General features: G+C 71.5%; 18 protein-coding genes and 1 pseudogene. 11 read left to right on the plus strand and 8 right to left on the minus strand.

Going from position 1 to position 23,170, the window contains the following annotated elements:
- Nucleotide 1: 1 nt before the first annotated feature.
- Nucleotides 2-787 (plus strand): response regulator transcription factor, encoded by a 786-nt coding sequence (locus ACSMXX_RS22915; RefSeq protein WP_473180569.1) that lies wholly within the window; start codon nucleotides 2-4, stop codon nucleotides 785-787.
- Nucleotides 788-1,066: 279 nt separating this feature from the next.
- Here ACSMXX_RS22915 and rpsT read toward each other — a convergent pair whose 3' ends face one another.
- Nucleotides 1,067-1,333, minus strand: coding sequence for a 30S ribosomal protein S20 (gene rpsT / locus ACSMXX_RS22920; protein ID WP_473180570.1), 267 nt, complete (start codon nucleotides 1,331-1,333; stop codon nucleotides 1,067-1,069).
- Nucleotides 1,334-1,594: 261 nt separating this feature from the next.
- Here rpsT and lepA point away from each other — a divergent pair, with 261 nt between their 5' ends.
- Together lepA and ACSMXX_RS22930 are read left to right on the plus strand one after the other, a co-directional pair.
- Nucleotides 1,595-3,481 carry a translation elongation factor 4 gene (gene lepA, locus ACSMXX_RS22925; protein WP_473180571.1) on the plus strand — a complete coding sequence of 629 codons (1,887 nt, stop codon included), beginning with the start codon at nucleotides 1,595-1,597 and terminating at the stop codon, nucleotides 3,479-3,481.
- A 259-nt stretch (nucleotides 3,482-3,740) separates the two neighbouring features.
- On the plus strand, nucleotides 3,741-5,660 hold the full coding sequence (locus ACSMXX_RS22930) for an AMP-dependent synthetase/ligase (protein ID WP_473180572.1): 1,920 nt from the start codon (nucleotides 3,741-3,743) through the stop codon (nucleotides 5,658-5,660).
- A gap of 170 nt (nucleotides 5,661-5,830) precedes the next feature.
- Here ACSMXX_RS22930 and ACSMXX_RS22935 read toward each other — a convergent pair whose 3' ends face one another.
- On the minus strand, nucleotides 5,831-6,547 hold the full coding sequence (locus tag ACSMXX_RS22935; RefSeq protein ID WP_473180573.1) for a response regulator: 717 nt from the start codon (nucleotides 6,545-6,547) through the stop codon (nucleotides 5,831-5,833).
- Nucleotides 6,547-8,484, minus strand: a pseudogene (locus ACSMXX_RS22940) (ATP-binding response regulator); the annotation flags it as partial. The pseudogene ACSMXX_RS22940 and the gene ACSMXX_RS22935, both read right to left, overlap by 1 nt.
- 849 nt (nucleotides 8,485-9,333) lie before the next feature.
- Here ACSMXX_RS22940 and ACSMXX_RS22945 point away from each other — a divergent pair.
- Nucleotides 9,334-11,262: a SpoIIE family protein phosphatase gene (locus ACSMXX_RS22945; RefSeq protein WP_473180574.1), complete on the plus strand. Its 1,929-nt coding sequence runs from the start codon at nucleotides 9,334-9,336 to the stop codon at nucleotides 11,260-11,262.
- A 525-nt stretch (nucleotides 11,263-11,787) separates the two neighbouring features.
- Here ACSMXX_RS22945 and hemW read toward each other — a convergent pair.
- From hemW to ACSMXX_RS22960, 3 genes are all read right to left on the minus strand, one after another.
- Complete coding sequence (gene hemW / locus ACSMXX_RS22950) at nucleotides 11,788-13,026, minus strand: radical SAM family heme chaperone HemW (RefSeq protein WP_473180575.1); 1,239 nt, start codon at nucleotides 13,024-13,026, stop codon at nucleotides 11,788-11,790.
- A gap of 251 nt (nucleotides 13,027-13,277) precedes the next feature.
- The gene (locus ACSMXX_RS22955; RefSeq protein WP_473180576.1) at nucleotides 13,278-14,150 is read right to left on the minus strand and encodes a DUF3097 domain-containing protein; all 873 of its coding nucleotides are present in this window, start codon (nucleotides 14,148-14,150) and stop codon (nucleotides 13,278-13,280) included.
- A gap of 11 nt (nucleotides 14,151-14,161) precedes the next feature.
- Nucleotides 14,162-14,956 (minus strand): MBL fold metallo-hydrolase, encoded by a 795-nt coding sequence (locus tag ACSMXX_RS22960; RefSeq protein ID WP_473180577.1) that lies wholly within the window; start codon nucleotides 14,954-14,956, stop codon nucleotides 14,162-14,164.
- A gap of 238 nt (nucleotides 14,957-15,194) precedes the next feature.
- Here ACSMXX_RS22960 and hrcA point away from each other — a divergent pair, with 238 nt between their 5' ends.
- Entirely contained in the window at nucleotides 15,195-16,211 is a 1,017-nt protein-coding gene (hrcA, locus tag ACSMXX_RS22965) for a heat-inducible transcriptional repressor HrcA (RefSeq protein WP_473184923.1), read from the plus strand.
- Complete coding sequence (gene dnaJ / locus ACSMXX_RS22970; protein ID WP_473180578.1) at nucleotides 16,212-17,351, plus strand: molecular chaperone DnaJ; 1,140 nt, start codon at nucleotides 16,212-16,214, stop codon at nucleotides 17,349-17,351. It abuts the gene before it with no gap.
- A 261-nt stretch (nucleotides 17,352-17,612) separates the two neighbouring features.
- On the opposite strand, the gene ACSMXX_RS22975 is transcribed toward dnaJ, so the two are convergent.
- Nucleotides 17,613-17,810, minus strand: coding sequence for a hypothetical protein (locus ACSMXX_RS22975; protein WP_473185053.1), 198 nt, complete (start codon nucleotides 17,808-17,810; stop codon nucleotides 17,613-17,615).
- Between ACSMXX_RS22975 and ACSMXX_RS22980 the strand changes: the two genes are divergently transcribed.
- The 5 genes from ACSMXX_RS22980 (at nucleotide 17,776) to ACSMXX_RS23000 (ending at nucleotide 21,651) form a co-directional block, all read left to right on the plus strand.
- Nucleotides 17,776-18,924: a nitronate monooxygenase gene (locus ACSMXX_RS22980; RefSeq protein WP_473180579.1), complete on the plus strand. Its 1,149-nt coding sequence runs from the start codon at nucleotides 17,776-17,778 to the stop codon at nucleotides 18,922-18,924. The genes ACSMXX_RS22975 and ACSMXX_RS22980 overlap by 35 nt on opposite strands.
- Entirely contained in the window at nucleotides 18,921-19,703 is a 783-nt protein-coding gene (locus ACSMXX_RS22985) for a 16S rRNA (uracil(1498)-N(3))-methyltransferase (protein ID WP_473180580.1), read from the plus strand. Before ACSMXX_RS22980 ends, ACSMXX_RS22985 begins: the two co-directional genes overlap by 4 nt.
- A 140-nt stretch (nucleotides 19,704-19,843) precedes the next feature.
- The gene (locus tag ACSMXX_RS22990) at nucleotides 19,844-20,221 is read left to right on the plus strand and encodes a histidine triad nucleotide-binding protein (RefSeq protein ID WP_473180581.1); all 378 of its coding nucleotides are present in this window, start codon (nucleotides 19,844-19,846) and stop codon (nucleotides 20,219-20,221) included.
- Nucleotides 20,222-20,290: 69 nt separating this feature from the next.
- Nucleotides 20,291-21,211, plus strand: a complete 921-nt coding sequence (locus ACSMXX_RS22995; RefSeq protein ID WP_473180582.1) for a ribonuclease Z — start codon at nucleotides 20,291-20,293, stop codon at nucleotides 21,209-21,211.
- Between the two features lie 167 nt (nucleotides 21,212-21,378).
- Nucleotides 21,379-21,651: a hypothetical protein gene (locus ACSMXX_RS23000; protein ID WP_473180583.1), complete on the plus strand. Its 273-nt coding sequence runs from the start codon at nucleotides 21,379-21,381 to the stop codon at nucleotides 21,649-21,651.
- A 186-nt stretch (nucleotides 21,652-21,837) separates the two neighbouring features.
- On the opposite strand, the gene ACSMXX_RS23005 is transcribed toward ACSMXX_RS23000, so the two are convergent.
- Nucleotides 21,838-22,860 (minus strand): pyridoxal-phosphate dependent enzyme, encoded by a 1,023-nt coding sequence (locus ACSMXX_RS23005; RefSeq protein ID WP_473180584.1) that lies wholly within the window; start codon nucleotides 22,858-22,860, stop codon nucleotides 21,838-21,840.
- Between the last annotated feature and the right edge of the window lie 310 nt (nucleotides 22,861-23,170).

A 23,170-nucleotide genomic window follows, 5' to 3' on the forward strand; every position in this document is an offset into this window, starting at 1 on the left:
CATGGGCGGAATGACGATCCGGCTGCTCATCGCCGACGACCAGGAGATGGTCCGGTCAGCCTTCCGCATGATCCTGGACTCCCAGCCGGACATGGAGGTCGTGGCCGAGGCGGCCGACGGCGTCGAAGCAGTCGAAAAGGCCCAGCGGCTGCGCCCGGACGTCTGTCTGCTGGACATCCGCATGCCCGGACTGGACGGTCTGGAAGCCACTCGCCGATTGGCCGGCCCCGAGGTCTCCGACCCCCTGAACGTCCTGATCGCCACGACCTTCGACCTCGACGAGTACGTCTACCGTGCCCTGCGCAACGGGGCCTGCGGGTTTCTCCTGAAGGACGGGTCGCCGGCGCTGCTGACCGAGGCCGTCCGGGCCGCGGCATCGGGCGAGGCCATGATCGCGCCGTCCGTCACGGTGCGGCTGCTCTCCCATATGGCGTCCGCGGAACGGGGCGGCTCCCGTACCGGCCTCGCCTCCGAGGCTCCCGGCGTCGCCGGGGAACGCCCGGGGCCAGGGGCGCGGCGCAAGCAGGCGGCTGTCCGGCACCACCGAAAGCAAGACCGGCAGGAAGCCCGGCAGCAAGTGTCCGCGGAGGAGCTGCTGACGCCCCGCGAACTGGAGGTGGTACGTCTCGTCGCCCGCGGCCGTACGAATGAGGAACTGGCCGACGAGCTCTACGTCACCCTCTCCACCGTCAAGACCCATCTGGCCAACGCGCAGCGAAAGCTGGCCGCCCGCAACAGGGTCGAGGTCGCCGCCTGGGCCTGGGAGAACAACCTCTGCTCGGGCTGACTGAACGAGTACCGCCCTGCGACGGGCGCCACTCTTCGACGAACAGCCGCCCCGCGCAGGGCCCGCCCGCCCGGTACGGCGGGGGCCCCAAACACGGCGAAGGCCCCGCAGCCGCTGGGGACAGCGCTGCGGGGCCTTCGACGGTTCAGTGAGCGATCGCGAAGCGATCTCCCGCGCCGCACCCGCGTGGCGAACGCAGGCCGCGTGCGGCGCGTGAAGGAGCCGGCACGGAACGGAATGAGAGGGCCCGTGGGACCCGCACCGGCGGAAGCGGGCCGGTCAGCCCTTGAGGGAGGAGACGTGCTTGGCGAGGGCGGACTTCTTGTTCGCCGCGTTGTTCTTGTGCAGCACACCCTTGCTGACGGCCTTGTCGAGCTTGCGGCCGGCGGTGCGCTGGGCCTCGCCTGCCTTCGCCTCGTCGCCGGCGGCGACGGCCTCGTGAGTGCGGCGGATCGCGGTCTTGATCTCCGACTTGACCGCCTTGTTGCGCTGACGCGCCTTCTCGTTGGTCTTGATCCGCTTGATCTGGGACTTGATGTTCGCCACGAAAAAGAGCCTTTACGGGTTCGGTGATGGTGCCTTCACATACCAGCGTGAGCTTCCGCTGCGGGGCCGGCTTCGAGGCCTGTCCCGGCCGCGGAGCGCACGAGGCACAGTCGGTCAGGCTACCAGCAGGCCCCGTGGCCTCCCAATCCGGTCCGTACCGTGCGCGCATGGGACCATGGGGGCTGCGAAATCGTACGAGAGCTTCCCGAGGAGCCTCACGGAGGCCCTTCCGCCGACCCGACAGACCCGACAGGACACTGCGTGCCCGCGACCCCTTCGAACGTGCCGGAGCCGAGCCGCACCGACCCGGCGCTGATCCGTAACTTCTGCATCATCGCGCACATCGACCACGGCAAGTCGACGCTCGCCGACCGGATGCTCCAGCTGACCGGCATCGTCGAGGACCGGCTGATGCGTGCCCAGTACCTCGACCGCATGGACATCGAGCGTGAGCGCGGCATCACGATCAAGTCCCAGGCGGTGCGCATGCCCTGGGCGCCCTCCGGCGCCAAGGACACCCCGTACATCCTGAACATGATCGACACCCCGGGCCACGTCGACTTCACCTACGAGGTCTCCCGCTCGCTCGCCGCGTGCGAGGGGTGCATTCTGCTGGTCGACGCCGCGCAGGGGATCGAGGCGCAGACTCTCGCCAACCTCTATCTGGCGATGGAGCACGACCTCACGATCATCCCGGTGCTCAACAAGATCGATCTGCCCGCCGCCCAGCCGGAGAAGTTCGCCGCGGAGCTCGCCCACCTCATCGGCTGCGAGGTGGAGGACGTGCTGAAGGTCTCCGCGAAGACCGGCGAGGGCGTGGAGGACCTGCTGGACGAGGTCGTCAGGCAGGTGCCGCAGCCCGTCGGCGTCGCGGACGCCCCAGCACGCGCGATGATCTTCGACTCGGTCTACGACGCGTACCGCGGTGTCGTCACCTACATCAAGGTCGTGGACGGGCAGCTCGGCCGGCGCGAGCGCATCAGGATGATGTCCACGAACGCCACCCACGAGCTGCTGGAGATCGGCACCAACTCACCGGAGATGACGGCCGCCGACGGCCTCGGCGTCGGCGAGGTCGGCTATCTGATCACCGGTGTGAAGGACGTACGCCAGTCCAAGGTCGGCGACACGGTCACCAGCTTCACCAAGGGCGCCGAGGACGCGCTGCCCGGGTACAAGGAACCCAAGCCCATGGTCTTCTCGGGGCTGTATCCGCTGGACGGCTCCGACTACCCCGAGCTGCGTGACGCTCTGGACAAGCTCCAGCTCAACGACGCGGCGCTGACGTACGAGCCGGAGAACTCCGTCGCGCTCGGCTTCGGCTTCCGCGTGGGCTTCCTCGGGCTGCTGCACCTGGAGGTGATCCGGGCCCGTCTGGAGCGGGAGTTCGGCCTCGACCTCATCGCCACCGCGCCCAACGTCGTCTACCGCGTGGAGATGGAGGACGGCACCGAGCACGTCGTCACGAACCCGAGCGAGTTCCCCAGCGGCAAGATCGACGAGGTGCACGAGCCGGTCGTACGGGGCACGCTCATCGCACCCAGCGAATTCGTCGGCGCGATCATGGAGTTGTGCCAGTCGCGGCGCGGCGCCCTGCAGGGGATGGACTACCTCTCCGAGGACCGCGTCGAGCTGCGCTACACCCTCCCGCTCGCCGAGATCGTCTTCGACTTCTTCGATGCCCTGAAGTCCCGCACCCGCGGCTACGCCTCGCTCGACTACGAGCCCACCGGCGAGCAGAGCGCGGACCTGGTCAAGGTCGACATCCTGCTGCAGGGGGACCAGGTCGACGCGTTCTCGGCGATCGTCCACAAGGACAAGGCGTACTCCTACGGCTCCCGCATGGCGAACAAGCTGCGCGAGCTCATTCCGCGCCAGCAGTTCGAGGTGCCCATCCAGGCGGCCATCGGGGCCCGCATCATCGCCCGCGAGACGGTCCGCGCGATCCGCAAGGACGTGCTGGCGAAGTGCTACGGCGGTGACATCTCCCGGAAGCGGAAGCTGCTGGAGAAGCAGAAGGAAGGCAAGAAGCGGATGAAGGTCGTGGGCCGCGTCGAGGTGCCGCAGGAGGCATTCATCGCCGCGCTGTCGACCGACGGCGGAGGCACCGGCGCGGGTGGCGGAGGCGGCGCCAAAGCGAAGAATTGAAAATAACAATAGGGCTACTCGAGCGGCCCGGAAAAGGCTCAGAAACAGGGTGAGACGGGCCGTTCGCGGCCCGTCTCTCTGTGTTTCCTGAGGAGCCTGTGACGATCGCGAGGTGATCGGGGTTTTGCGGGCGGCAGCCCCCTTACGTTGGGCGGCGACGGCCTCTAGGCTGGCGGCTGCTTCTAGTTACTCGTGAGTCAACAAGTACTCACCCCACGCAAATCACACCGAGTAAAGGTGCGGGCCAGCGGAGGATGTCGTGAGCGACACACAACCCCTGATCGAGAACCGGCCGCCCTCCGTGGCGACACTCTTCCTGGAAAGGGTCGAGGCCACCCCGGACGCTGAGGCTTATCGCTATCCGGTGCCCTCCGCCGCAGGCGAAGGGCCCGACGAGTGGCGCAGCTACACCTGGGGCCAGGCCGCACAGCGGGTCTTCGGCATCGCCGCGGGGCTGATGTCCCTCGGTGTGGCCCCCGAGGAGCGCGTGGCCATCGCCTCCAACACCAGGGTCGACTGGATCCTCGCCGACCTCGGAATCCTCTGCGCCGGTGCCGCGACCACCACGGTCTACCCGAGCACCAACGTCGATGAGACCGCCTACATCCTCGCCGACTCCGACAGCCGGGTGCTGATCGCGGAGGACACCGAGCAGCTGGCGAAGGTGCGGCAGCACCGCGCGGAGCTGCCCGGCCTCAAGCACGTCGTCCTCATCGACGCCGGTGACGTCTCCGAGAAGGGAGACCTCGCCGGGGCGGGGCCCGAGCACGGCGACCCCGAGGGCTGGGTGATCAGCCTCTCCGAGCTCACCAGGCGCGGCGCCGACCATCTGCTGGCCAACCCCGACTGCGTGAAGAACATGGTGGGCGGGCTCCGCTCCGACCAGCTCGCCACGCTCATCTACACCTCGGGCACCACCGGCAAGCCCAAGGGCGTACGGCTGCCGCACGACTGCTGGGCGTACATGGCGAAGGCCATCGCACAGTCCGGCCTCGTGACGGTCGAGGACGTGCAGTACCTGTGGCTGCCGCTGGCACACGTCTTTGGCAAGGTGCTCACGGCGGGCCAGATCGAGGTCGGTCACGTGACGGCCGTCGACGGCCGCGTGGACAAGATCATCGAGAATCTGCCGGTCGTGCAGCCGACGTACATGGCGGCTGTGCCCCGGATCTTCGAGAAGGTCTACAACGGCGTCGCCTCCAAGGCGAAGGCCGGCGGTGCCGCCAAGTTCAAGATCTTCCAGTGGGCGGCCGGGGTCGCCCGCGAGTACGCCAAGGTCACGCAGGAGAACTTCCGCCGTACCGGCAACGCCACCGCACCCGCGGGTCTGAAGGCCAAGCACGCCGTCGCGGACCGGCTCGTCTACGCGAAGCTCCGTGAGGCCTTCGGCGGGCACCTGCGCGCATGTGTCTCCGGCTCGGCGGCTCTCGCTCCCGACATCGGCTTCTTCTTCGCCGGCGCGGGCATCCACATCCTGGAGGGCTACGGACTCACCGAGTCCTCCGCGGCCAGCTTCGTCAACCCGGGTGAGGCCTACCGCACCGGCACCGTCGGCAAGCCGCTGCCCGGCACGGAGGTCCGTATCGCCGAGGACGGCGAGATCCTGCTGCGCAGCCCCGGCATCATGGAGGGCTACCACGGGCTGCCGGACAAGACGGCCGAAGTCCTGCAGTCCGACGGCTGGTTCCACACCGGAGACATCGGCGAGCTGTCCGAGGACGGCTACCTGCGGATCACCGACCGCAAGAAGGACCTGATCAAGACCTCTGGCGGCAAGTACATCGCCCCGGCAGAGGTGGAGGGCCAGTTCAAGGCCCTGTGTCCGTACGTCTCCACCATTCTGGTGCACGGCGCCGACCGCAACTTCTGCACCGCTCTCATCGCGCTGGACGAGGTGACCCTCACCGGATGGGCGGAGGAGCAGGAGTCGCTGAAGGGCAAGCCCTACGCGGAGGTCATCACCAGCGACGAGGTGCGCCAGATGGTCGACGGCTACGTCGAGGAGCTGAACGGCACGCTCCAGCGCTGGCAGACCATCAAGAAGTTCCGCGTACTGCCCCGCGACCTGGATATCGAGCACGGTGAGCTGACCCCGAGCCTCAAGCTCAAGAGGCCTGTCGTGGAGCGGGAGTTCGGGCACCTCATCGACGAGATGTACGCCGGGGCGCGGGAGGTCTGAGACCTCCGGCGGATCAGCCGGAGGCGATGGCCCTCCGCCGTGGCCGGAAGCATGGGCGACCGCCGGCGGCGAACCGCCTTCGGTTGATCCGCCGGACCTGGGGGGCAGCCGGGAGGGTTCCACTGCGGTCCTTCCGCGCGGGCCCTCCGCGGGGCCGGCTGTGGCCGGTGTCAGGGCAGCTCGCCGCGGAGTTCGTTCAGCGCGTCGGCCAACCCGGCGATGTGCCGGGCGAGTTCCGGCACCTCGGGCACGGCGGGGGTGTGCCGTGCGGCGGCGTCCGCGGCCACCGGCGCGTCCTGCGCGTTCCCCGCCTCACCCGCGTACGGCGAGGCGGCAGGGCCGACGGCGCCGCCGGGGTTCAGATACCGCTCCAGCGCCTCCAGCCTCCGCGCGAACTCGCCCAGCCTGTCGCGTTCCCCCGCCAGAAGCTGCTGCAACTGCCGGTTCTTGCGGTGCAGTTCGAGGAAGACCGACACCTTCGAGCGCAGCATCCACGGGTCGAACGGCTTGGTGAGGTAGTCCGCGGCGCCCGTCGCGTAGCCGCGGAAGGCGTAGCCCGCCTCGGCCGCGGACTCGGCACCCGTCAGGAAGATGATCGGGACGTCCCGGGTCTGGTCCAGGCGCTTGATGTGGCCGGCGGTCTCGAAGCCGTCCATGCCCGGCATCAGCACGTCCAGCAGGATGACGGCGAACTCCTGGCGCAGCAGCGCCTTCATCGCCTCCTCGCCGGACGTCGCCCGCACCAGCGGCACCTCCAGAGTGCCCAGCACGGCTTCGAGGGCGACGAGATTGTCCTCGCGGTCGTCGACGAGGAGGACGCCCGCCTCCTCGGCCGGGTCCGCGTAAGAGCTGTGCGGTATGCGGGTGTTGAGTTCGGGTGGTGTCATCACGGCCTCGGCGGGGATTGAGGGTCGAGCAGGGAGAGCACCGTGCCGAGCAGCGCTTCGACCGCCACCGGCTTGGGCACGTAGGCGGAGGCTCCCGCGGAGAGCGACTGCGCGCCGTCGCCCGGCATGGCCTGCGCGGTGAGGGCGACGACGGGCAGCTCCTCGAAGCGGGGGTCGGCGCGGAGGGTGCGGATCGCCTCGTAGCCGTCCAGCTCCGGCATCATGATGTCCATCAGGACCAGATCGACCGCGGGGCCGCCGTGCAGGGTGGCCAGCGCCTCGCGGCCGTTCTCCGCGTAGCGCACGGACATGCCGACCCGGCCCAGGAGATGTGTCAGGGCGTAGACGTTGCGGATGTCGTCGTCCACGATCAGCACGCGCTTGTCCCGGAGCACGAGTGCGGCGCGGCCGCTCTGCCAGGCGGCGAGACCCGACGGCGGTGACTGTGCCGCGGCCTGGACGCTCTCCGTGCGAGCCCGCTCGGCGAGGGGGACGCCGCCGTTGCCCGCAGTCGCGCCGTGGCCGTTGCCCGGGGACGGCGGCGCCTGCGCTGGCAGTACGGCGGCGGGGAGGGCGGCGGGCGGTACCGCGGCGGGCCGCTCGTGCGCCGCCGGCGGGCCCACGGCGGGGACGGCGGAGGGAACGCCGGCCGGCACGTACAGCGTGAAGGTGCTGCCGGCGTCCGGCGTGCTCTCCACCGCGATGCTCCCGCCGAGGAGAGTGGCCAGCTCCCTGCTGATCGCCAGCCCGAGCCCCGTACCGCCGTACGTGCGGTGCGAGGAGCCGTCGCCCTGCTGGAACGCCTCGAAGATGCGCGGCAGTTGCTCCGGCCCGATGCCGATGCCCGTGTCGGTGACCGTGAAGGCGATCAGCGTCTCGCCGTCGGGACCGCGCCCGGCGGCCGTCCCCGCGTGCAGTTCGATACTGCCCTCGGGGGTGAACTTCACTGCGTTGGATAGCAGGTTGCGCAGGATCTGCTGCAACCGCCTCTCGTCCACGTGGAGTTCGTCGGGCGCGTCCTCCGCCGACGCGACCGAGAACCCGAGACCGCGGTCGTGCGCGATCGGACGGAAGGTGTCCTCCACGTACGTGAGCAGCTTGCCCAGCGTCAGGCGGCGCGGCCGGGCCTCCATCCGGCCGGACTCGACCTTGGCGAGGTCCAGTACGTCGTTGATCAGAGACAGCAGATCAGTGCCGGAGCGGTGGATGGTCTGCGCGAAGCGCACCTCCTCCTCGGACAGGCGCCCCGACTCGTTGTCCGCGAGCAGCCGGGAGAGGACCAGCAGCGAGTTGAGGGGCGTGCGCAGCTCGTGCGACATGTTCGCGAGGAACTGCGTCTTGTACTGGGAGGAGGCGGCCAGCAGCGAGGCCTTCTCGGAGAGTTCGGTGTTCGCCCTGATGGTGTGCAGAGCGACGCCCATGGTGTGCACGAACTGGTCGAAGAAGGCCAGATGGATGTCGCTGAACGCGCTGAACGAGGCGAGTTCGAGCACGCCCAGCAGCCTGTCCTCGTACAGCACCGGAAGGATCACCACGCACGCGGGCTGCGCCTCGCCCAGGCCGGAGCCGATGGGCAGATAGTCCGGCGGCACGTCGGTGAGCAGCATCCGCCGCTTCTCCGCCGCCACCTGCGCGATCAGGCTGTGGCCGCGCACGCCGCCGCGCGGGTGGGCGCCGGGCTCGTATGCCGCGGTGCCGTAGCCCGCGACGTAACTCAGCTCTCCGCCGCCTCCCGGCGTCTCCTCCCCGTGGCTCTCCGCGAGGAAGAAGGCGCCGAACTGCGCACCCACCAGCGGCGGCAGCTCCCGCATGATCGGCTCGGCGATCTCGCGTATGTCACGGCGGCCCTGCATGAGCGCGGCGAGACGGGTGAGGTTGGACTCCAGCCACTCCTTGGCGCGGGTGGTCTCGCGCAGATCGGAGACCATCCTGTTGACGGCCTCGGCCGCGTCCCGCCAACTGCCGGACAGGCCGCGGACGGTGGTGTGCGCCGTGACCGGCCCCTGGTGCTTGCCGTGTTTGCCGTTCCTGCCGCCGGAGCCGCGGCCGCCGGCCTCGCCGTCCTCGTCGAGCGCGGCGCGCGTCACCTCGCCGGTGAAGAGGGCGAGTTGATCGGTCATCCGGTTCACCGTGCGTCCCAGACGGCGCAGTTCGCCACGCAGGGCCCTGCCGTTCTCGTGCAGATCGACGCGGCGCGAGAGATCGCCGTCGGCGACGGCCGCCAGCACCCGGGTGGCCTCCGCACGCGAGCCGAGCAGCGTCTCCAGCAGGGTGTTGACCGCGTGTACGGAGTCCGTCCACATGCCCTGGCCGGGACTCGCAGTCAGCCTCTCGTCCACGCGGCCACGGCGCACGACGTCCGCGCGTACCCGCATCAGCTCGGTGGCGAGGTGCTCGCTGCGCGCCGCGAGCTGGTTGACCGTGTCCGCGAGTTCGGTGTGGAAGCCGGGGAGGGCGTCCCTTGCCACCTCGACCCTGGCGGTGAAGTCGCCGTCTCGCAGGGCGCGCAGGGCGCAGAGCACGGGGTGCAGTCCCGCGCCGGGACGCGGGTCGGCGTCCGTGCCGGCGCCCGCGTACGGAGAGCCGTCCGGAAGCCCTTCCGGAACGTGGGCCGGAAGCCGGTCCGGAAGTCCGTCCGGAAGTCCGGACACTTCACCACTCATGGCAGTGCCGCCTCATCGGTTTCGTCACCCGGCGCATTTGGATCAGATCAGTCTGTCACCCTTGCGATAATCCCGTGGGGACTAAACCGAAGAACTGGTGGGGGCAGCACTGTGGGGACGTCGTTGACGCGGTGGGGGGAAGCGGAGAAGGCGGAGCAGCGGGCCCGGCGCGGAGCCGGTCCGCCGCCCGGCGCCGCCGGATCCGCCGTGGTGCGGGCGCCGTTGCCGGGCACCGCGCGGGCGCCGTCCGCTGCGCGCGAGTTCGTACGTACGGCACTGGGCGACTGGGGAGTGCCCGCCGGGACGGCGGACGATGTGACGCTGCTGGTCAGCGAGTTGGTGACGAACGCGGTCGTGCACGCGGGCACGGCCGTGCGCCTGGAGTGCCGGCACGAGGGCGGCACTCTCGCCGTCGAGGTCGCCGACCGGCACCCCACGCGCGCCGTGGAGACCCGCGGCGCCGGAGAGGCCGCCGAAGGCACCCGGGACGCACACCAGGGCCACGGCCTGCGGCTGGTCGCGGCACTCGCGGAGGAGTGGGGCGTCACCTACCGGCGGGACGGCAAGACGGTCTGGTTCCGGCTGCCTGCCGCATCCGGGGAGCCGTCACGGAGCGGGGAGCCCTCGGGGAACGAGCTGTCGGAGAACGAGCCGTCACGGAGCGGGAGTTCAGGGAGCGAGCCGTCACGGACGTCCCTCTCCGCTCCCGTTGCCGCAGCCGTGCCCCACGCGCGTGACGAGCACGGGGAGCAGTCCCGCGGCAGCCTGACCGGGAGCCTCGCCCCCACCGCCCAGCGCCCCGCGGCGGGCACGCACCGCCACGATCCCGACTGGGTCAACCACGGCATCCTCTCCTTCCTCGCCGAGGCCTCCGACCTCCTCGCCGGCCAGACCGACGAGGACCGGGTCGCCTCCCTGGCCTGCCAGTTGCTGGTGCCCCGGTTCGCCGACTGGTGCGCGGTCTGGCTGGCCGACCCCGACGCGGGCGCTCCGCTCCGCCTCTCGCGTGTATGGCACACGCAGGAGGAGCGCATGGACGAGCTGCGCGGCGAACTGAAGAGGACACCGCCCCAGCTCACCGGCCATACGCCGCCCGGGCGGGCGGTGCCGTGGACCTGGCCCGGCCAGGCGTCCGCGTACGGTCCCGGCGGCGCGGCGGTGGGCTGCCGGCTCGTCGTCGGCGGACGGACGGTCGGGACGCTGGTCATCGGGCGCGCCGGTCTCATCCGCATCCCCGGCGAAGTCGTGGGCATCGTCGAGGACTTCGCACGGCGCGTCGCCCAGGCCGTGCTCTCCGCCCGGCGCTACACGCGTCAGGCCACCATCAGCCGCGTCCTTCAGCGAGGGCTGCTGCCCTCGGGCGACGTCGCCGTACCGGGTGTGGAGACAGCCGTCGTGTACGAACCGGCCGGCGAGGGCTCCTGGGCGGGCGGCGACTTCTACGACTTCTACGAAGGGGCGGACGGCCGCTGGCGGTTCGCGCTCGGAGACGTGTGCGGCAACGGCCCCGAGGCGGCCGTCGTCACCGGCCTCGCCCGGCCCGTCCTGCGGCTGCTGGCCCGCGAGGGCCACAGCGTCCCCGAGGTCATGGACCGGCTCAACCGCGAAGTGGGCGAGCAGACCCGCTTCCTGTCCATGGTCTACGGCGAACTCACCCCGCGTCCCGCCTCCGAGGGCGGCGGGAGCCACTGCACGCTGGTGTGCGCCGGCCACCCGCTGCCGCTGGTGCGCGACACCTCAGGGAAGGTACGGGCGGCAGCGGAGCCCCAACTCCTCCTCGGCATCGAGGAGGACGTCTCGTACGGGAGCCAGACCGTCCTCCTGGAGCCCGGCGAGACCCTGCTGTGCGTCACGGACGGCGTCACCGAACGGCGCAGCGGGCGGCGGCAGTTCGACGACGAGGACGGTCTGGCGGCCGTGCTCGCCGACTGCGGCGGCCTCGACGCGGCGCAGACCGCGGAGAAGGTGCGCCGCGCGGTGCACAGCTTCGGCGACGGCGCGGCGGCGGACGACCTCGCGCTGCTCGTGCTCCAGGCACGCCCGGCGGGCTGAGCGCCGTCGCCGGTGTCGGCCGCCGCGGAGCCGACTTCGCGGCGGCCGAGGACGCAGTGCAGGACGCGCTGGTCGAGGCGGTCCGCGTCTGGCCGGCCGGCCCTTCCGCCGGTTCTCCGAGCGGGGGAGACCCCGTGCGGGACCCGAAGGGCCACGCCGAACGACGACCGGTTCCCTCAGGGCAATGCACCTGGCACGGCGCTAGGGGGTGTCCGGCGGATCCTTGCGGGCTCGCGACGCCCGGCACCGCACCTCTCCCCCGCTTCGCGGGTGGGGGTCCCCCCAGCGGAGTGAGGGGGAGTGCCCCCAGCGTTGTCGGGCTCGTCCGAATACTCCCGCCCCTGGGCTTCGCCATGGGGAACCCCAGCCCTCCGGCATGGGGGACCCCAGTATGAGAACGGCCCTCCGCCTTGCGATGCGTCCCCTGGGCCTGCGGCCCGGGGAGGCCCCATGCACCGGACTCCCCCTGGCTTCGCCGGGAGGTGCCCCCAGCTCGCTGACCCACGAAGATCCGCCGGACACCCCCTAGTCGACCAGGTCGCGGACGACGGCGTCGGCCAGCAGCCGCCCGCGCAGCGTCAGCACCGCCCGCCCCTGCTCGTACGGGCCCGGCTCCAGCAGCCCGTCGGCGAGGGCGCGGGCCGCGGCGTCCGCGCCGGGGGGAGCGAGCAGCCCGAGCGGGCAGCCCGCGGCGAGCCGCAGCTCCAGCAGGATGCGCTCGACTCGCCTGTCCTCGGCGGTGAGCACCTCGCGGCCCGCGCCGGGGGAGCGGCCCTCGGCGAGGGCTCCCGCGTACGCGGCCGGATGCTTCACGTTCCACCAGCGGACCCCGCCCACGTGGGAGTGCGCGCCGGGACCGGCGCCCCACCAGTCGGCGCCCGTCCAGTAGAGCTCGTTGTGGCGGCAGCGGGCCGAAGGGTCCGACGCCGTAGCCCAGTTGGAGACCTCGTACCAGCTCATGCCCGCCGAGGAGAGGGTCTGCTCCGCGAGGAGATAGCGGTCCGCGTGCACGTCGTCGTCCGTCGGCGGCACCTCGCCGCGCCGGATGCGGCGCGCGAGCTGCGTGCCCTCTTCGACGATCAGCGCGTACGCGGAGACGTGGTCGGGCTCCGCAGCCAGGGCGGCGTCCAGCGACGCCCGCCAGTCGTCGTCGCTCTCGCCGGGAGTGCCGTAGATCAGGTCGAGGTTGATGTGCGCGAAGCCCGCCGCACGGGCCTCCGCGACGCATGCCTCGGGGCGGCCCGGCGTATGGGTGCGGTCAAGGACGCCGAGTACGTGGGGGCGTGCGCTCTGCATGCCGAAGGAGATCCGGTTGAAGCCCGCCTCGCGCAGCCGTTCCAGATATCCGGCGTCGACGGATTCCGGGTTCGCCTCCGTGGTGACCTCCGCGTCCGCCGTGAGCCCGAACTCGTCCCGTACGGCGGCCAGCATCGAGCCGAGGTCCTCGGGCGGCAGCAGCGTCGGGGTGCCGCCCCCGACGAAGACGGTGGATACGCGGCGCGGGTCGTCGCCGAGGACCTTGCGGGCGAGGCGGATCTCGTCACCGGCGGTGGCCGCGTAGTTCTCCCGCGAAGCGAGCACGCCGCCGGAGCCGCGCAGCTCGGCGGCGGTGTAGGTGTTGAAGTCGCAGTAGCCGCAGCGGGTCGCGCAGTACGGCACGTGCAGATAGAAGCCGAGCGGCCGGGACTCCCGGCCCGCGAGCGCGTCCGACGGCAGCGAACCGCTCTCGGGCACGGGATCGCCTTCTGGCAGTACGGAGGGCATGCGTCCCATTGTCCGCGACGCGGTTGCTCCTCCGGCGCGGGCACCGTGTTTCGCGGCCCGCCGCCCGGTGCCCCTCCGCGGGGGCTTCGTGCCGGGTGACCGGCGCGGACGGCCATGGAGCCGCCGCCGTACCGTCGGCCGGCATCGGCCACCGCCGCGGCGTACGGGTGCCCCGGCGTCGGCTGCATGCGGCCCCCGGGCCTGCGGCCCGCGCAGTGAGGCGTCTCACCCGTCGCCACGAGGGCGACGCGTCAGGAGAAGCCCACCGTCACATGGTCGATGAGCTGTTCCACCCGCCCCAGCAGGGCCGGCTCCAGGTCCCGGTAGTCGCGTACGTGTCCCAGGATCCGCTGCCAGGCCGCGCCCGTGTTCTCAGGCCAGCCCAGTGCCCGGCACACGCCGGTCTTCCAGTCCTGGCCGTGCGGTACGCGGGGCCAGGCGTCGATGCCGACGGAGGAGGGCTTCACCGCTTCCCAGATGTCGATGTACGGGTGGCCGACCACCAGCACGTGCTCGTCCGTGACCTCCGCCGCGATGCGGGACTCCTTGGAGCCCGGCACCAGATGGTCGACGAGCACACCGAGCCGCGCGTCCGGGCCCGGCCCGAAGTCCCGTACGACCGCGGGGAGATCGTCGACGCCCTCCAGATACTCGACGACGACGCCCTCGATGCGCAGATCGTCGCCCCAGACCTTCTCGACGAGTTCCGCGTCGTGCCGCCCCTCAACATAGATCCGCCCCGCCCTTGCCACCCGCGCCCGGGCGCCCGGCACGGCGAGCGAGCCGGAAGCCGTCCGCCGCGGGGACGCCGCTCCTGAAGCCGCCTGCCCTGCAGCCGCCGCCGCAGAAGCCGTCCCGGGGGATCCGCCAGGCCGTACGAGCGTGACGGTCCGGCCCTCCAGCAGGAATCCGCGCGGCTCCATCGGGAAGACCCGGTGCTTGCCGAACCGGTCCTCAAGGGTGACCGTCAGGCCCTCGGCGGTCTTCTCCGTACGGATGACGGCACCGCAGAAGCCGGTGGTCACCTCCTCGACCACCAGACCGGGATCGGCAGGGACCTCGGGCACCGGCTGCCGCTTCTTCCACGGCGGCGTGAGATCGGGATCGTATGAACGGCTGCGCATGGCGGCATTCTTCACGATTCAGCGAAACGGCGTGCCAGGACGTCCCGTTGGGCGCGTACGAACTCCGCACCGACGACGGCCCCGTGCCCCGGCACGTACAGCGCGTCCTCACCGCCGAGCGCCAGCAGCCGGTCCAGCGCCCGCGGCCAGCGGGACGGGCTGGCGTCGGGCCCCGCCTGCGGTTCGCCGGACTCCTCCACGAGATCGCCGCAGAAGACGACGCCGCGTCCCGCCTCACCGGCGCCGCAGCCCACGAGCACCGCCAGGTCGAAGCCGCTGTGCGCGGCACCCATGTTCACCAGCCGCACCGACCGCTCGCCGAGCGCCAGCGTGACCTGCTCGGAGACTGCGTGCAGCGGCGGCACGAGCCGCGAAGCCGAGTCCGCGGCGGCGTCCTCGGCCATTCCGTGCCGCACCGCGTCCTGCCGCAACTCCTCGCGCCCGTCCGCCAGTTGATCGCCGAGCCCCTGCGCCCCGTACACGTGGGCGCCGTCGAACGCCGCGGTGCCGAAGACATGGTCGAAGTGGGAATGGGTGAGCACGGCATGCGTCACCGGAAGCCCGAACAGGTCGCGCAGCCCGTCGCGGATGCCTGCGCCCTCGACGGCACCCGATCCGGTGTCGACGACCAGCACCCCCGCCGTGCCGCGCACCGCGCCGACGGTCGCGTCCCAGCGGGGCAGCCTCCGCCGTACGATGCCGGGCACGAGTTCCTCCCAGCGGCCCTCGGCCGCACCGGCCCCCGGCACGTCTTCCGGTGCCTCGTTCAGTACCGGCTCGCGGCGTTCGTCCCTGTTCCCGGCCATACGACGACGCTACTCGGGCGTACCGGGACCGCGCGCACCGCGATACGGTCGTTGAGGCGTCTCTTGCCCCTGCCACCGCAACCGGCCGTACACTTAGCCGGGGGTTCTGGCACTCGATCGGCGAGAGTGCCAGGCACGCCGAGAAGCCGGGGGAACGAGCGGCGCCGGCGGGTCCCCAGCAGGCCGCGCGAGCAGGCCGCAGGCACAGCAAAAGGCAGGGCCGGACGGGAGGTGCGCAATTCTGAGCGAACGCAGACTCGAAGTGCTGCGCGCGATCGTCCAGGACTACGTGGGCACGGAGGAGCCCGTGGGCTCCAAGGCGCTCACGGAGCGGCACCATCTCCAGGTCTCTCCGGCCACCGTGCGCAACGACATGGCGGCGCTGGAGGACGAGGGGTACATCGCTCAGCCGCACACCAGCGCCGGGCGCATCCCGACAGACAAGGGCTACCGCCTCTTCGTGGACAAGCTGGCGGGCGTCAAGCCGCTCTCGCCTCCCGAGCGCCGGGCCATCCAGAACTTCCTGGACGGAGCCGTCGACCTCGACGACGTGGTGGGGCGCACGGTGCGGCTGCTCGCGCAGCTGACCCGCCAGGTCGCGGTTGTGCAGTACCCGTCGCTGACGCGGTCGACGGTGCGGCACGTGGAGCTGCTCTCCCTGGCGCCCGCGCGGCTGATGCTGGTGCTGATCACCGACACCGGAAGGGTCGAGCAGCGCCTCATCGACTGCCAGGCGCCCATCGGCGACTCGTCCCTGGCGGACCTGCGGGCCCGGCTCAACAGCCGTGTGGTGGGGCAGCGCTTCACCGACGTGCCCTCCCTCGTGCAGGACCTGCCGGACGCGTTCGAGGGCGACGACCGCGGCACGGTCTCCACGGTGCTCGCCACCCTGCTGGAGACCCTCGTCGAGGAGACCGAGGAGCGGCTGATCATCGGCGGCACCTCCAACCTCACCCGCTTCGGGCACGACTTCCCCCTGACCATCCGGCCCGTGCTGGAGGCGCTGGAGGAGCAGGTCGTGCTGCTGAAGCTGCTCGGGGAAGCGAAGGACCCGGGCGTGACCGTACGAATCGGGCATGAGAATGCCCACGAAGGGCTGAGTTCCACATCGGTCGTTTCGGTCGGCTACGGTTCGGGCGACGAAGCAGTCGCCAAGCTTGGCGTGGTCGGACCGACCCGCATGGACTACCCCGGAACGATGGGAGCTGTACGCGCAGTGGCACGGTACGTCGGACAGATCCTCGCGGAGTCGTAAGTGGCGACGGACTACTACGCGGTCCTCGGCGTGCAGCGCGACGCCTCGCAGGACGACATCAAGAAGGCCTTCCGCAGGCTTGCGCGCGAGCTGCACCCTGACGTCAATCCGGACCCGAAGACGCAGGAGCGGTTCAAGGAGATCAACACCGCTTACGAGATCCTCTCCGACCCGCAGAAGAAGCAGGTCTACGACCTCGGCGGGGACCCGGCGGCCGGTGCCGCCGGTGCGGGCGGCGGCTTCGGCGGAGCAGGTGCCGGCTTCGGCAACTTCTCCGACATCATGGACGCCTTCTTCGGTACGGCCTCGCAGCGCGGGCCCAGATCCCGTACGCGTCGGGGCCAGGACGCGATGATCCGGCTCGACATCGAGCTCGACGAGTCCGCGTTCGGCACGACGAAGGACATCCAGGTCGACACGGCCATCGTCTGCAACACCTGCAGCGGCGAGGGCGCGGCACCCGGCACGTCCGCGCAGACCTGCGACATGTGCCGTGGCAGGGGAGAGGTCTCCCAGGTCACGCGCTCCTTCCTCGGCCAGGTCATGACGTCGCGTCCCTGCCCGCAGTGCCAGGGCTTCGGCACGGTCGTGCCCACGCCCTGCCCGGAGTGCGCCGGCGACGGCCGCATCCGCTCGCGGCGCAGCCTGACGGTGAAGATCCCGGCCGGCGTCGACAACGGCACCCGCATCCAGCTCGCGGGCGAGGGCGAGGTCGGCCCGGGCGGCGGCCCCGCCGGCGATCTGTACGTCGAGATCCACGAGACCGCGCACCCGGTCTTCCAGCGCCGCGGCGACGATCTGCACTGCACGGTCACCATCCCGATGACGGCGGCGGCCCTCGGTACGAAGGTGCCGCTGGAGACGCTGGACGGCATGGAGGAGGTCGACATCCGGCCGGGCACCCAGTCCGGGCAGTCGATCCCGCTGCATGAGCGCGGCGTCACGCATCTGCGGGGCGGCGGACGGGGCCAGCTGATCGTCCACGTCGAAGTGACGACGCCGTCCAGTCTGGAGCCGGAGCAGGAGGAGTTGCTGCGGCGGCTGGCGGAGATGCGCGGTGAGGAGCGGCCGACGGGCCAGTTCCAGCCCGGTCAGCAGGGGCTGTTCTCGCGGCTGAAGGACGCGTTCAACGGCCGCTGAGGGTCTCGGCCGAATCCGGCGTTCAGGCTGTACGTGCCGTCCCCTGGGCCTCGCGGCCCGGGAGGGCTGGGGATCAGCGCTGGCAGGGCCGCGGGCAGAGGTGCCGGCCTCGATGGTGAGCCACCACCCGACGCGAGGGTCCGGCAGCCTGGTCGACGGCCCGGTGGGGCCCCGGACCCCCGACTCCCAGAGACCCGGGACCGCGTCCGGCAACGCCCCGGACCGCCCCGGGAGTTGCGGGGGCGTGCCGGTCTACGCGGGTTACGCGGGATCCGCGGGGCCAGGCCGGTCCGTCAGGCCCGTCACGTCGGTGAGATCCGTCATGTCGCCCCATTCGCTCTCCTGTTGCTGTCCGTCCCGGTCCCGTCCACGGCGGGACAGGTCCGGGACGGGGCGGCCCGGCACCGCGTGACAGGATGTGCCCATGACCTCCGCGTCGATCCCGCTCTCAGACCTCACGGAGCATCCGATTGTGCAGGCCCCCATGGCGGGTGGGCCCTCGTGTCCGGAGCTGGCCGGGAGCGTGAGCGAGGCCGGCGGGATGGGGTTTCTGGCCGCCGGCTACAAGACGCCGGAGGCGATGTACGAGGAGATCAAGCAGTTGCGGGGGCAGACCCAACGCCCCTTCGGCGTCAATCTGTTCATGCCGCAGCCCGACAACGCCGACTCGGGGGCGCTTGAGCGCTACCGCGCGCAGCTCGCCGGTGAGGCGACGTGGTACGAGGCGCAGCTCGGCGAGACCGACCACGCCACCGACGACGCGTACGAGGCGAAGCTCGCCATACTCTTCGACGATCCGGTTCCCGTCGTGTCGTTCACGTTCGGCTGCCCGACCCGTCAAGTGCTGGAGCGCTTCACCAAGCGCGGTACGTACACCATCGTCACCGTCACCTCCGCCGGTGAGGCGCAGACCGCCGAGTTCCTGGGCGCGGACGCCGTGTGCGTGCAGGGCATCGAGGCGGGCGGCCACCAGGGCACACACCGCGACGATCCGCAGGCGGACGGCACCGGCAGCGGTCTCGGCCTGCTCACGCTGGTGACGCAGGTCAAGGAGGCGGTGCGGCTGCCGGTCGTCGCCGCCGGCGGGCTGATGCGCGGCAAGCAGATCGCGGCGGTGCTGGCCGCGGGCGCGAGTGCGGCGCAGCTCGGTACGGCGTTCCTCGTCTGCCCGGAGTCGGGCGCGGAGCTGGTGCACAAGCAGGCGATGACCAACCCCCTTTTCGCACGTACGGAGTTGACCCGCGCCTTCAGCGGACGGCCGGCCCGTGCGCTGGTCAACCGGTTCCTGCGCGAGCACGGGCCGTACGCTCCCGCCGCGTATCCGCAGGTGCACCATCTGACCGCCGGGGTGCGCAAGGCGGCGGCCAAGGCGAAGGACCCGCAGGGCATGGCGCTGTGGGCGGGCCAGGGCCACCGGCTCGCGCGCGATCTGCCCGTCGCGCAGCTGATGGACGTGCTGGTGACCGAGCTGGCGGTGGCACGCGACAGGGTCGCGAAGCAGGGCGCCCCGGGCGGCTCCGGCGGCGGCTCGGCCGGCGGCGGTCCGGGCGGCGGTCCGGGCGGCTCGGTATGACCGCTCCCGTCTTCCTGGCGGACACCGCACAACTCGCGGACGCCGCACGGAAACACCACGAACACCACGGCAGCGACGGCAGCGACGCCACGGTCGTGCTCGAAGGCCCCGAGGGCCGGCACGCGGTGTCGGTGCGGCGGCTGCGCGCCGGCGAGGAGGTCGTGCTCACGGACGGCGCCGGCACCGGCGTGCACGGCACGGTGCGGTCCGTCTCGGGCAAGGACCGCCTGGAGGTCGCCGTCACCGCCGTACGTACGGAGGCCGAACCCCGCCCCGGCATCACGGTCGTACAGGCGCTCCCGAAGGGCGACCGCGGCGAGCTCGCAGTCGAGACGATGACGGAGACCGGCGTCGACGCGATCGTGCCGTGGGCCGCCTCCCGCTGCGTGACGCAGTGGAAGGGCGAGCGCGGCCGGAAGTCGCTCGTCAAGTGGCGCTCCACGGCGCGGGAGGCGGGCAAGCAGTCGCGGCGGCTGCGCTTTCCCGAGGTCGCGGAACTTGCTACGACCGCCGATGTGGCAGGCCTGCTGCACGGCGCGGAGCTGGGGCTCGTGCTGCACGAGGAGGGCAGCCTCCCGCTGGCGACCGCCGAACTGCCGCGGGACGGCGGCATCGTGCTGGTCGTCGGGCCCGAAGGAGGCGTGGCTCCGCAGGAGTTGACGGCGTTCGCCGACGCCGGCGCGGGGGCCTGCCGGCTCGGCCCGAGTGTGCTGCGCACTTCGACGGCGGGCACGGCGGCGACGGCTCTGCTGCTGGGCCGCACGGGACGCTGGGCCTGACACCCGCACGCGCACTGCCCCGGGCCCCCTGCCCGGAGTCACGCCCTCGCCCGTGCCGTCCTGCGGGCCCCACCCGCGCCGGGACGGCAGTGGTGGTTCGGGAGGGTGCGGCGCCCGTGAGCACAGGTAGCATCCCCGGCATGGCTGGAGAACCGCAGGCCGACTGCCTGTTCTGCAAGATCGTCGCCGGTGAGGTCCCGGCGACGGTGGTACGGGAGTCCCAGACGATCGTCGCGTTCCGGGACATCAACCCGCAGGCGCCCACGCATGTCCTCGTGATCCCCAAGGCGCACTACCCCGACGCCGCGTCCCTCGCGGCGGCCGAGCCGCAGCTGGCTGTGGACGTGCTGCTCGAAGCGGGCGAGGTCGCCGCCGCCGAGAACATCGTCGCCGGCGACAGCGGGCCCGGCACGGGTTACCGCATCGTCTTCAACACCGGTTCGGGCGCGGGCCAGACCGTCTTCCACGCGCACGCCCACGTCCTGGGCGGCCGCGGCTTCAACTGGCCGCCGGGCTGAGCCGGCGGACCTTGCAGAGGTGGACCCTGCAGAGGTCCGTACGGAAGTCCCTACAGAGGTCGTACAGAGATGTCGTCACGTGAACTCGTCGTGCTGGGCACCGCCAGCCAGGTGCCGACCCGGCATCGCAACCACAACGGCTACGTGCTGCTCTGGGACGGTCACGGCATTCTCTTCGACCCCGGCGAGGGCACCCAGCGCCAGATGCTCCGCGCGGGAGTCTCGGCCCACGACCTGAACCGGATCTGCGTGACGCACTTCCACGGCGACCATTCGCTGGGGCTGGCCGGTGTCATCCAGCGCATCAACCTGGACCGGGTGCCGCACACCGTCACAGCGCACTATCCGGCGAGCGGCGAGCGCTACTTCGAGCGGCTGCGCCACGCGACGGCGTACCGGGAGACGGTGCCGCTGCGCACGGAACCGGTCGGGGCGGCGGGCGAGGCGGCGTGCGAGCTGAACGCATCCGGGCCCTTCACCCTCTCCGCGCACCGACTGTCCCACCCGGTCGAGGCGTACGGCTACCGGCTCACCGAGCCGGACTCCCGGCGCATGCTCCCGGAGCGGCTGGAGGCCCGCGGCATCCGCGGTCCGGACGTCTCCCGTCTCAAGCGCGCCGGCGAACTGCACGGCGTACGGCTGGAAGAGGTCAGCGAGCGCCGTCCGGGGCAGCGCTTCGCCTTCGTCATGGACACCCGCATGTGCGAAGGCGTACTGGCCCTGGCGCAGGGCTGCGACCTGCTCGTCATCGAAGCGACGTTCCTGGACGAGGACGCAGCGCTCGCCGAGGAGTACGGCCATCTCACCGCCGGGCAGGCCGGCCGGGCGGCGGCGGACGCGGGTGTGCGCAGCCTCGTACTCACCCACTTCTCACAGCGCTACGCGGACGCCTCGCTCTTCGCCGGGCAGGCCCGGCGGGCGGGCTTCGAGGGGGAGTTGACGGTGGCGGAGGACCTGACACGCGTTCCCGTGCCGAAGCGCCGGGCCTGAGCGCGGGGCCCGCACACCCGCTCCCACTCGCTCCGCTTCGCGTACACGCGGGGCGCCCGCGTCAAGTTCCTTGCCGATCCCTGATAACAACTCTGCAACGGCAATGATTTGTACGTACCTTCTTACGCGTGTGGGGGACCCCGGTCCACTTCAGAACTGGAGCAGCCATGTCCCGGAAACGGAAGAGCAGCCTGAAGGTCAAGGCGGTCGCGGGTGTCGGAGCCGCAGTGCTCGCAGTCGGAATCGCGGCGGTGACCGTCAGCACGAGTCAGGCGGCGACGGAGAACTGCGCAGGGCTCGACCAGGCCCTGCAGAACAACCAGAACTTCATCGCGGAGCAACAGGCCAACCCCGACGCCCAGTCGGAGGCGAGGATCGCCAACAGGCAGGCGGTCGTCGACCTGATCGAGCAGCGCAGGCAGGCGGCGGGCTGCCAGTGACCGGCTGAGCAGCCGAGCACTTGGGCTGCCGAGCGGCACAGACACGGACACGGACACGGACATCCATCCCCGAGCGCGTCTTCGCGCACCGTGAACCTCGGCGGCACAGGGCGGCTCGCCGAGTAGGAACGGCCGGCACCTCCTGCCCAGGTGCCGGCCGTTCGCCTTGTCAGGAGGGCCGCCTTGTCAGGAGGGCCCGTCCTCCTCCATCAGCTCAAGGAAGCGCCGTACGCCGATATTGCCTCCCGAGACGACGACTCCGACGCGCGCCGGAACGGGGTCGATGCGCCCGGCGAGAAGGGCGGCGAGGCCGGTCGCGCCGCTCGGTTCGATCACGACCTTCAGCCGCTCGAACGCGAGCCGCATCGCCGCCCGGATCTCCTCGTCGCTCACCAGCTCGACCGCCGCCAGCAGACGCCGGTTGAGGGAGAAGGTCAACTCGCCCGGTGTGACGGCCCCTTGGCCGTCGGCGATGGTGCGCGGCACGGCGTCCAGCGAGACGCGGCGGCCCGCGGCCAGCGAGCGCCGCGTGTCGTCCCCCGCCTCCGGCTCGATGCCGATGACCCGGATGCCCGGATACAGCGCCTTGGCCGCCGTCGCCGACCCCGCGGCGAGCCCGCCGCCGCCCACCGGAACCACGAGGGCGTCCAGCTCGCCCGTCTCCTCCAGCAGTTCCAGCGCGACGGTGCCCTGGCCCGCGATGATGTGCGGATGCTCGTACGGAGGTACGAGCGCCAGCCCCCGGTCCTCGGCCAGGCGCTCGCCGATGGCCTCACGGTCCTCGGTGTAGCGGTCGTAGGTGACGATCTCGGCGCCGTAGTCCGCCGTGGCATCCATCTTGGAGCGCGGGCTGTCCTCGGGCATCACGATGACGGCCTTGCTCCCCAGCTCGCGCGCGGCGAGCGCGACGGCCTGCGCGTGGTTGCCCGAGGAGTAGGCCGCGACGCCGTTCGCCAGCTGGGCGGGCGGCAGTTGAGCGAGGGCGTTGTACGCGCCGCGGAACTTGAACGCCCCCATCCGCTGGAAGTTCTCGCACTTCAGATGGACCTCAGCGCCCACCAGCCGGTCCAGCGTCCGGGAGCGGAGCACCGGTGTGCGGTGTGCCGCCCCCTTCAGCCGGCGGGCCGCGGCTCGGATGTCCTCCAGCGTGACGGGCTCGGGGCCTCCGGATGCGGGGCCGTCCGTACTCGTACTCGTACTGCTGCTCATGGGTGCTCCGCTTCTCCTCCGGGACCGGCGGGCCTCTGGGGCCGGTCAACGGTCAGTCTTCAGCTGACAGATAACGTCAGCTGTCAGCTGTCACCTGCTGGCCGGCATCGCGCGCCTCCTGCAGCCACATCCTCACCCGCCGCCGCCCGTGAAGCCGAATGTGTTTCCACCCGGGCCCCACGTGGACGCCCCGCGCCCGGGGTGCCGCCGGGGCCGGCACCCGCGACACCCCGTCGCATGGTCGACGGTTCGCCTTCCGGGCGGCACAGTTGGGCGCAACCGACAACCGCGGTCACGACGGGGTGACCGC

This window comes from Streptomyces sp. DSM 116795, assembly GCF_055792905.1.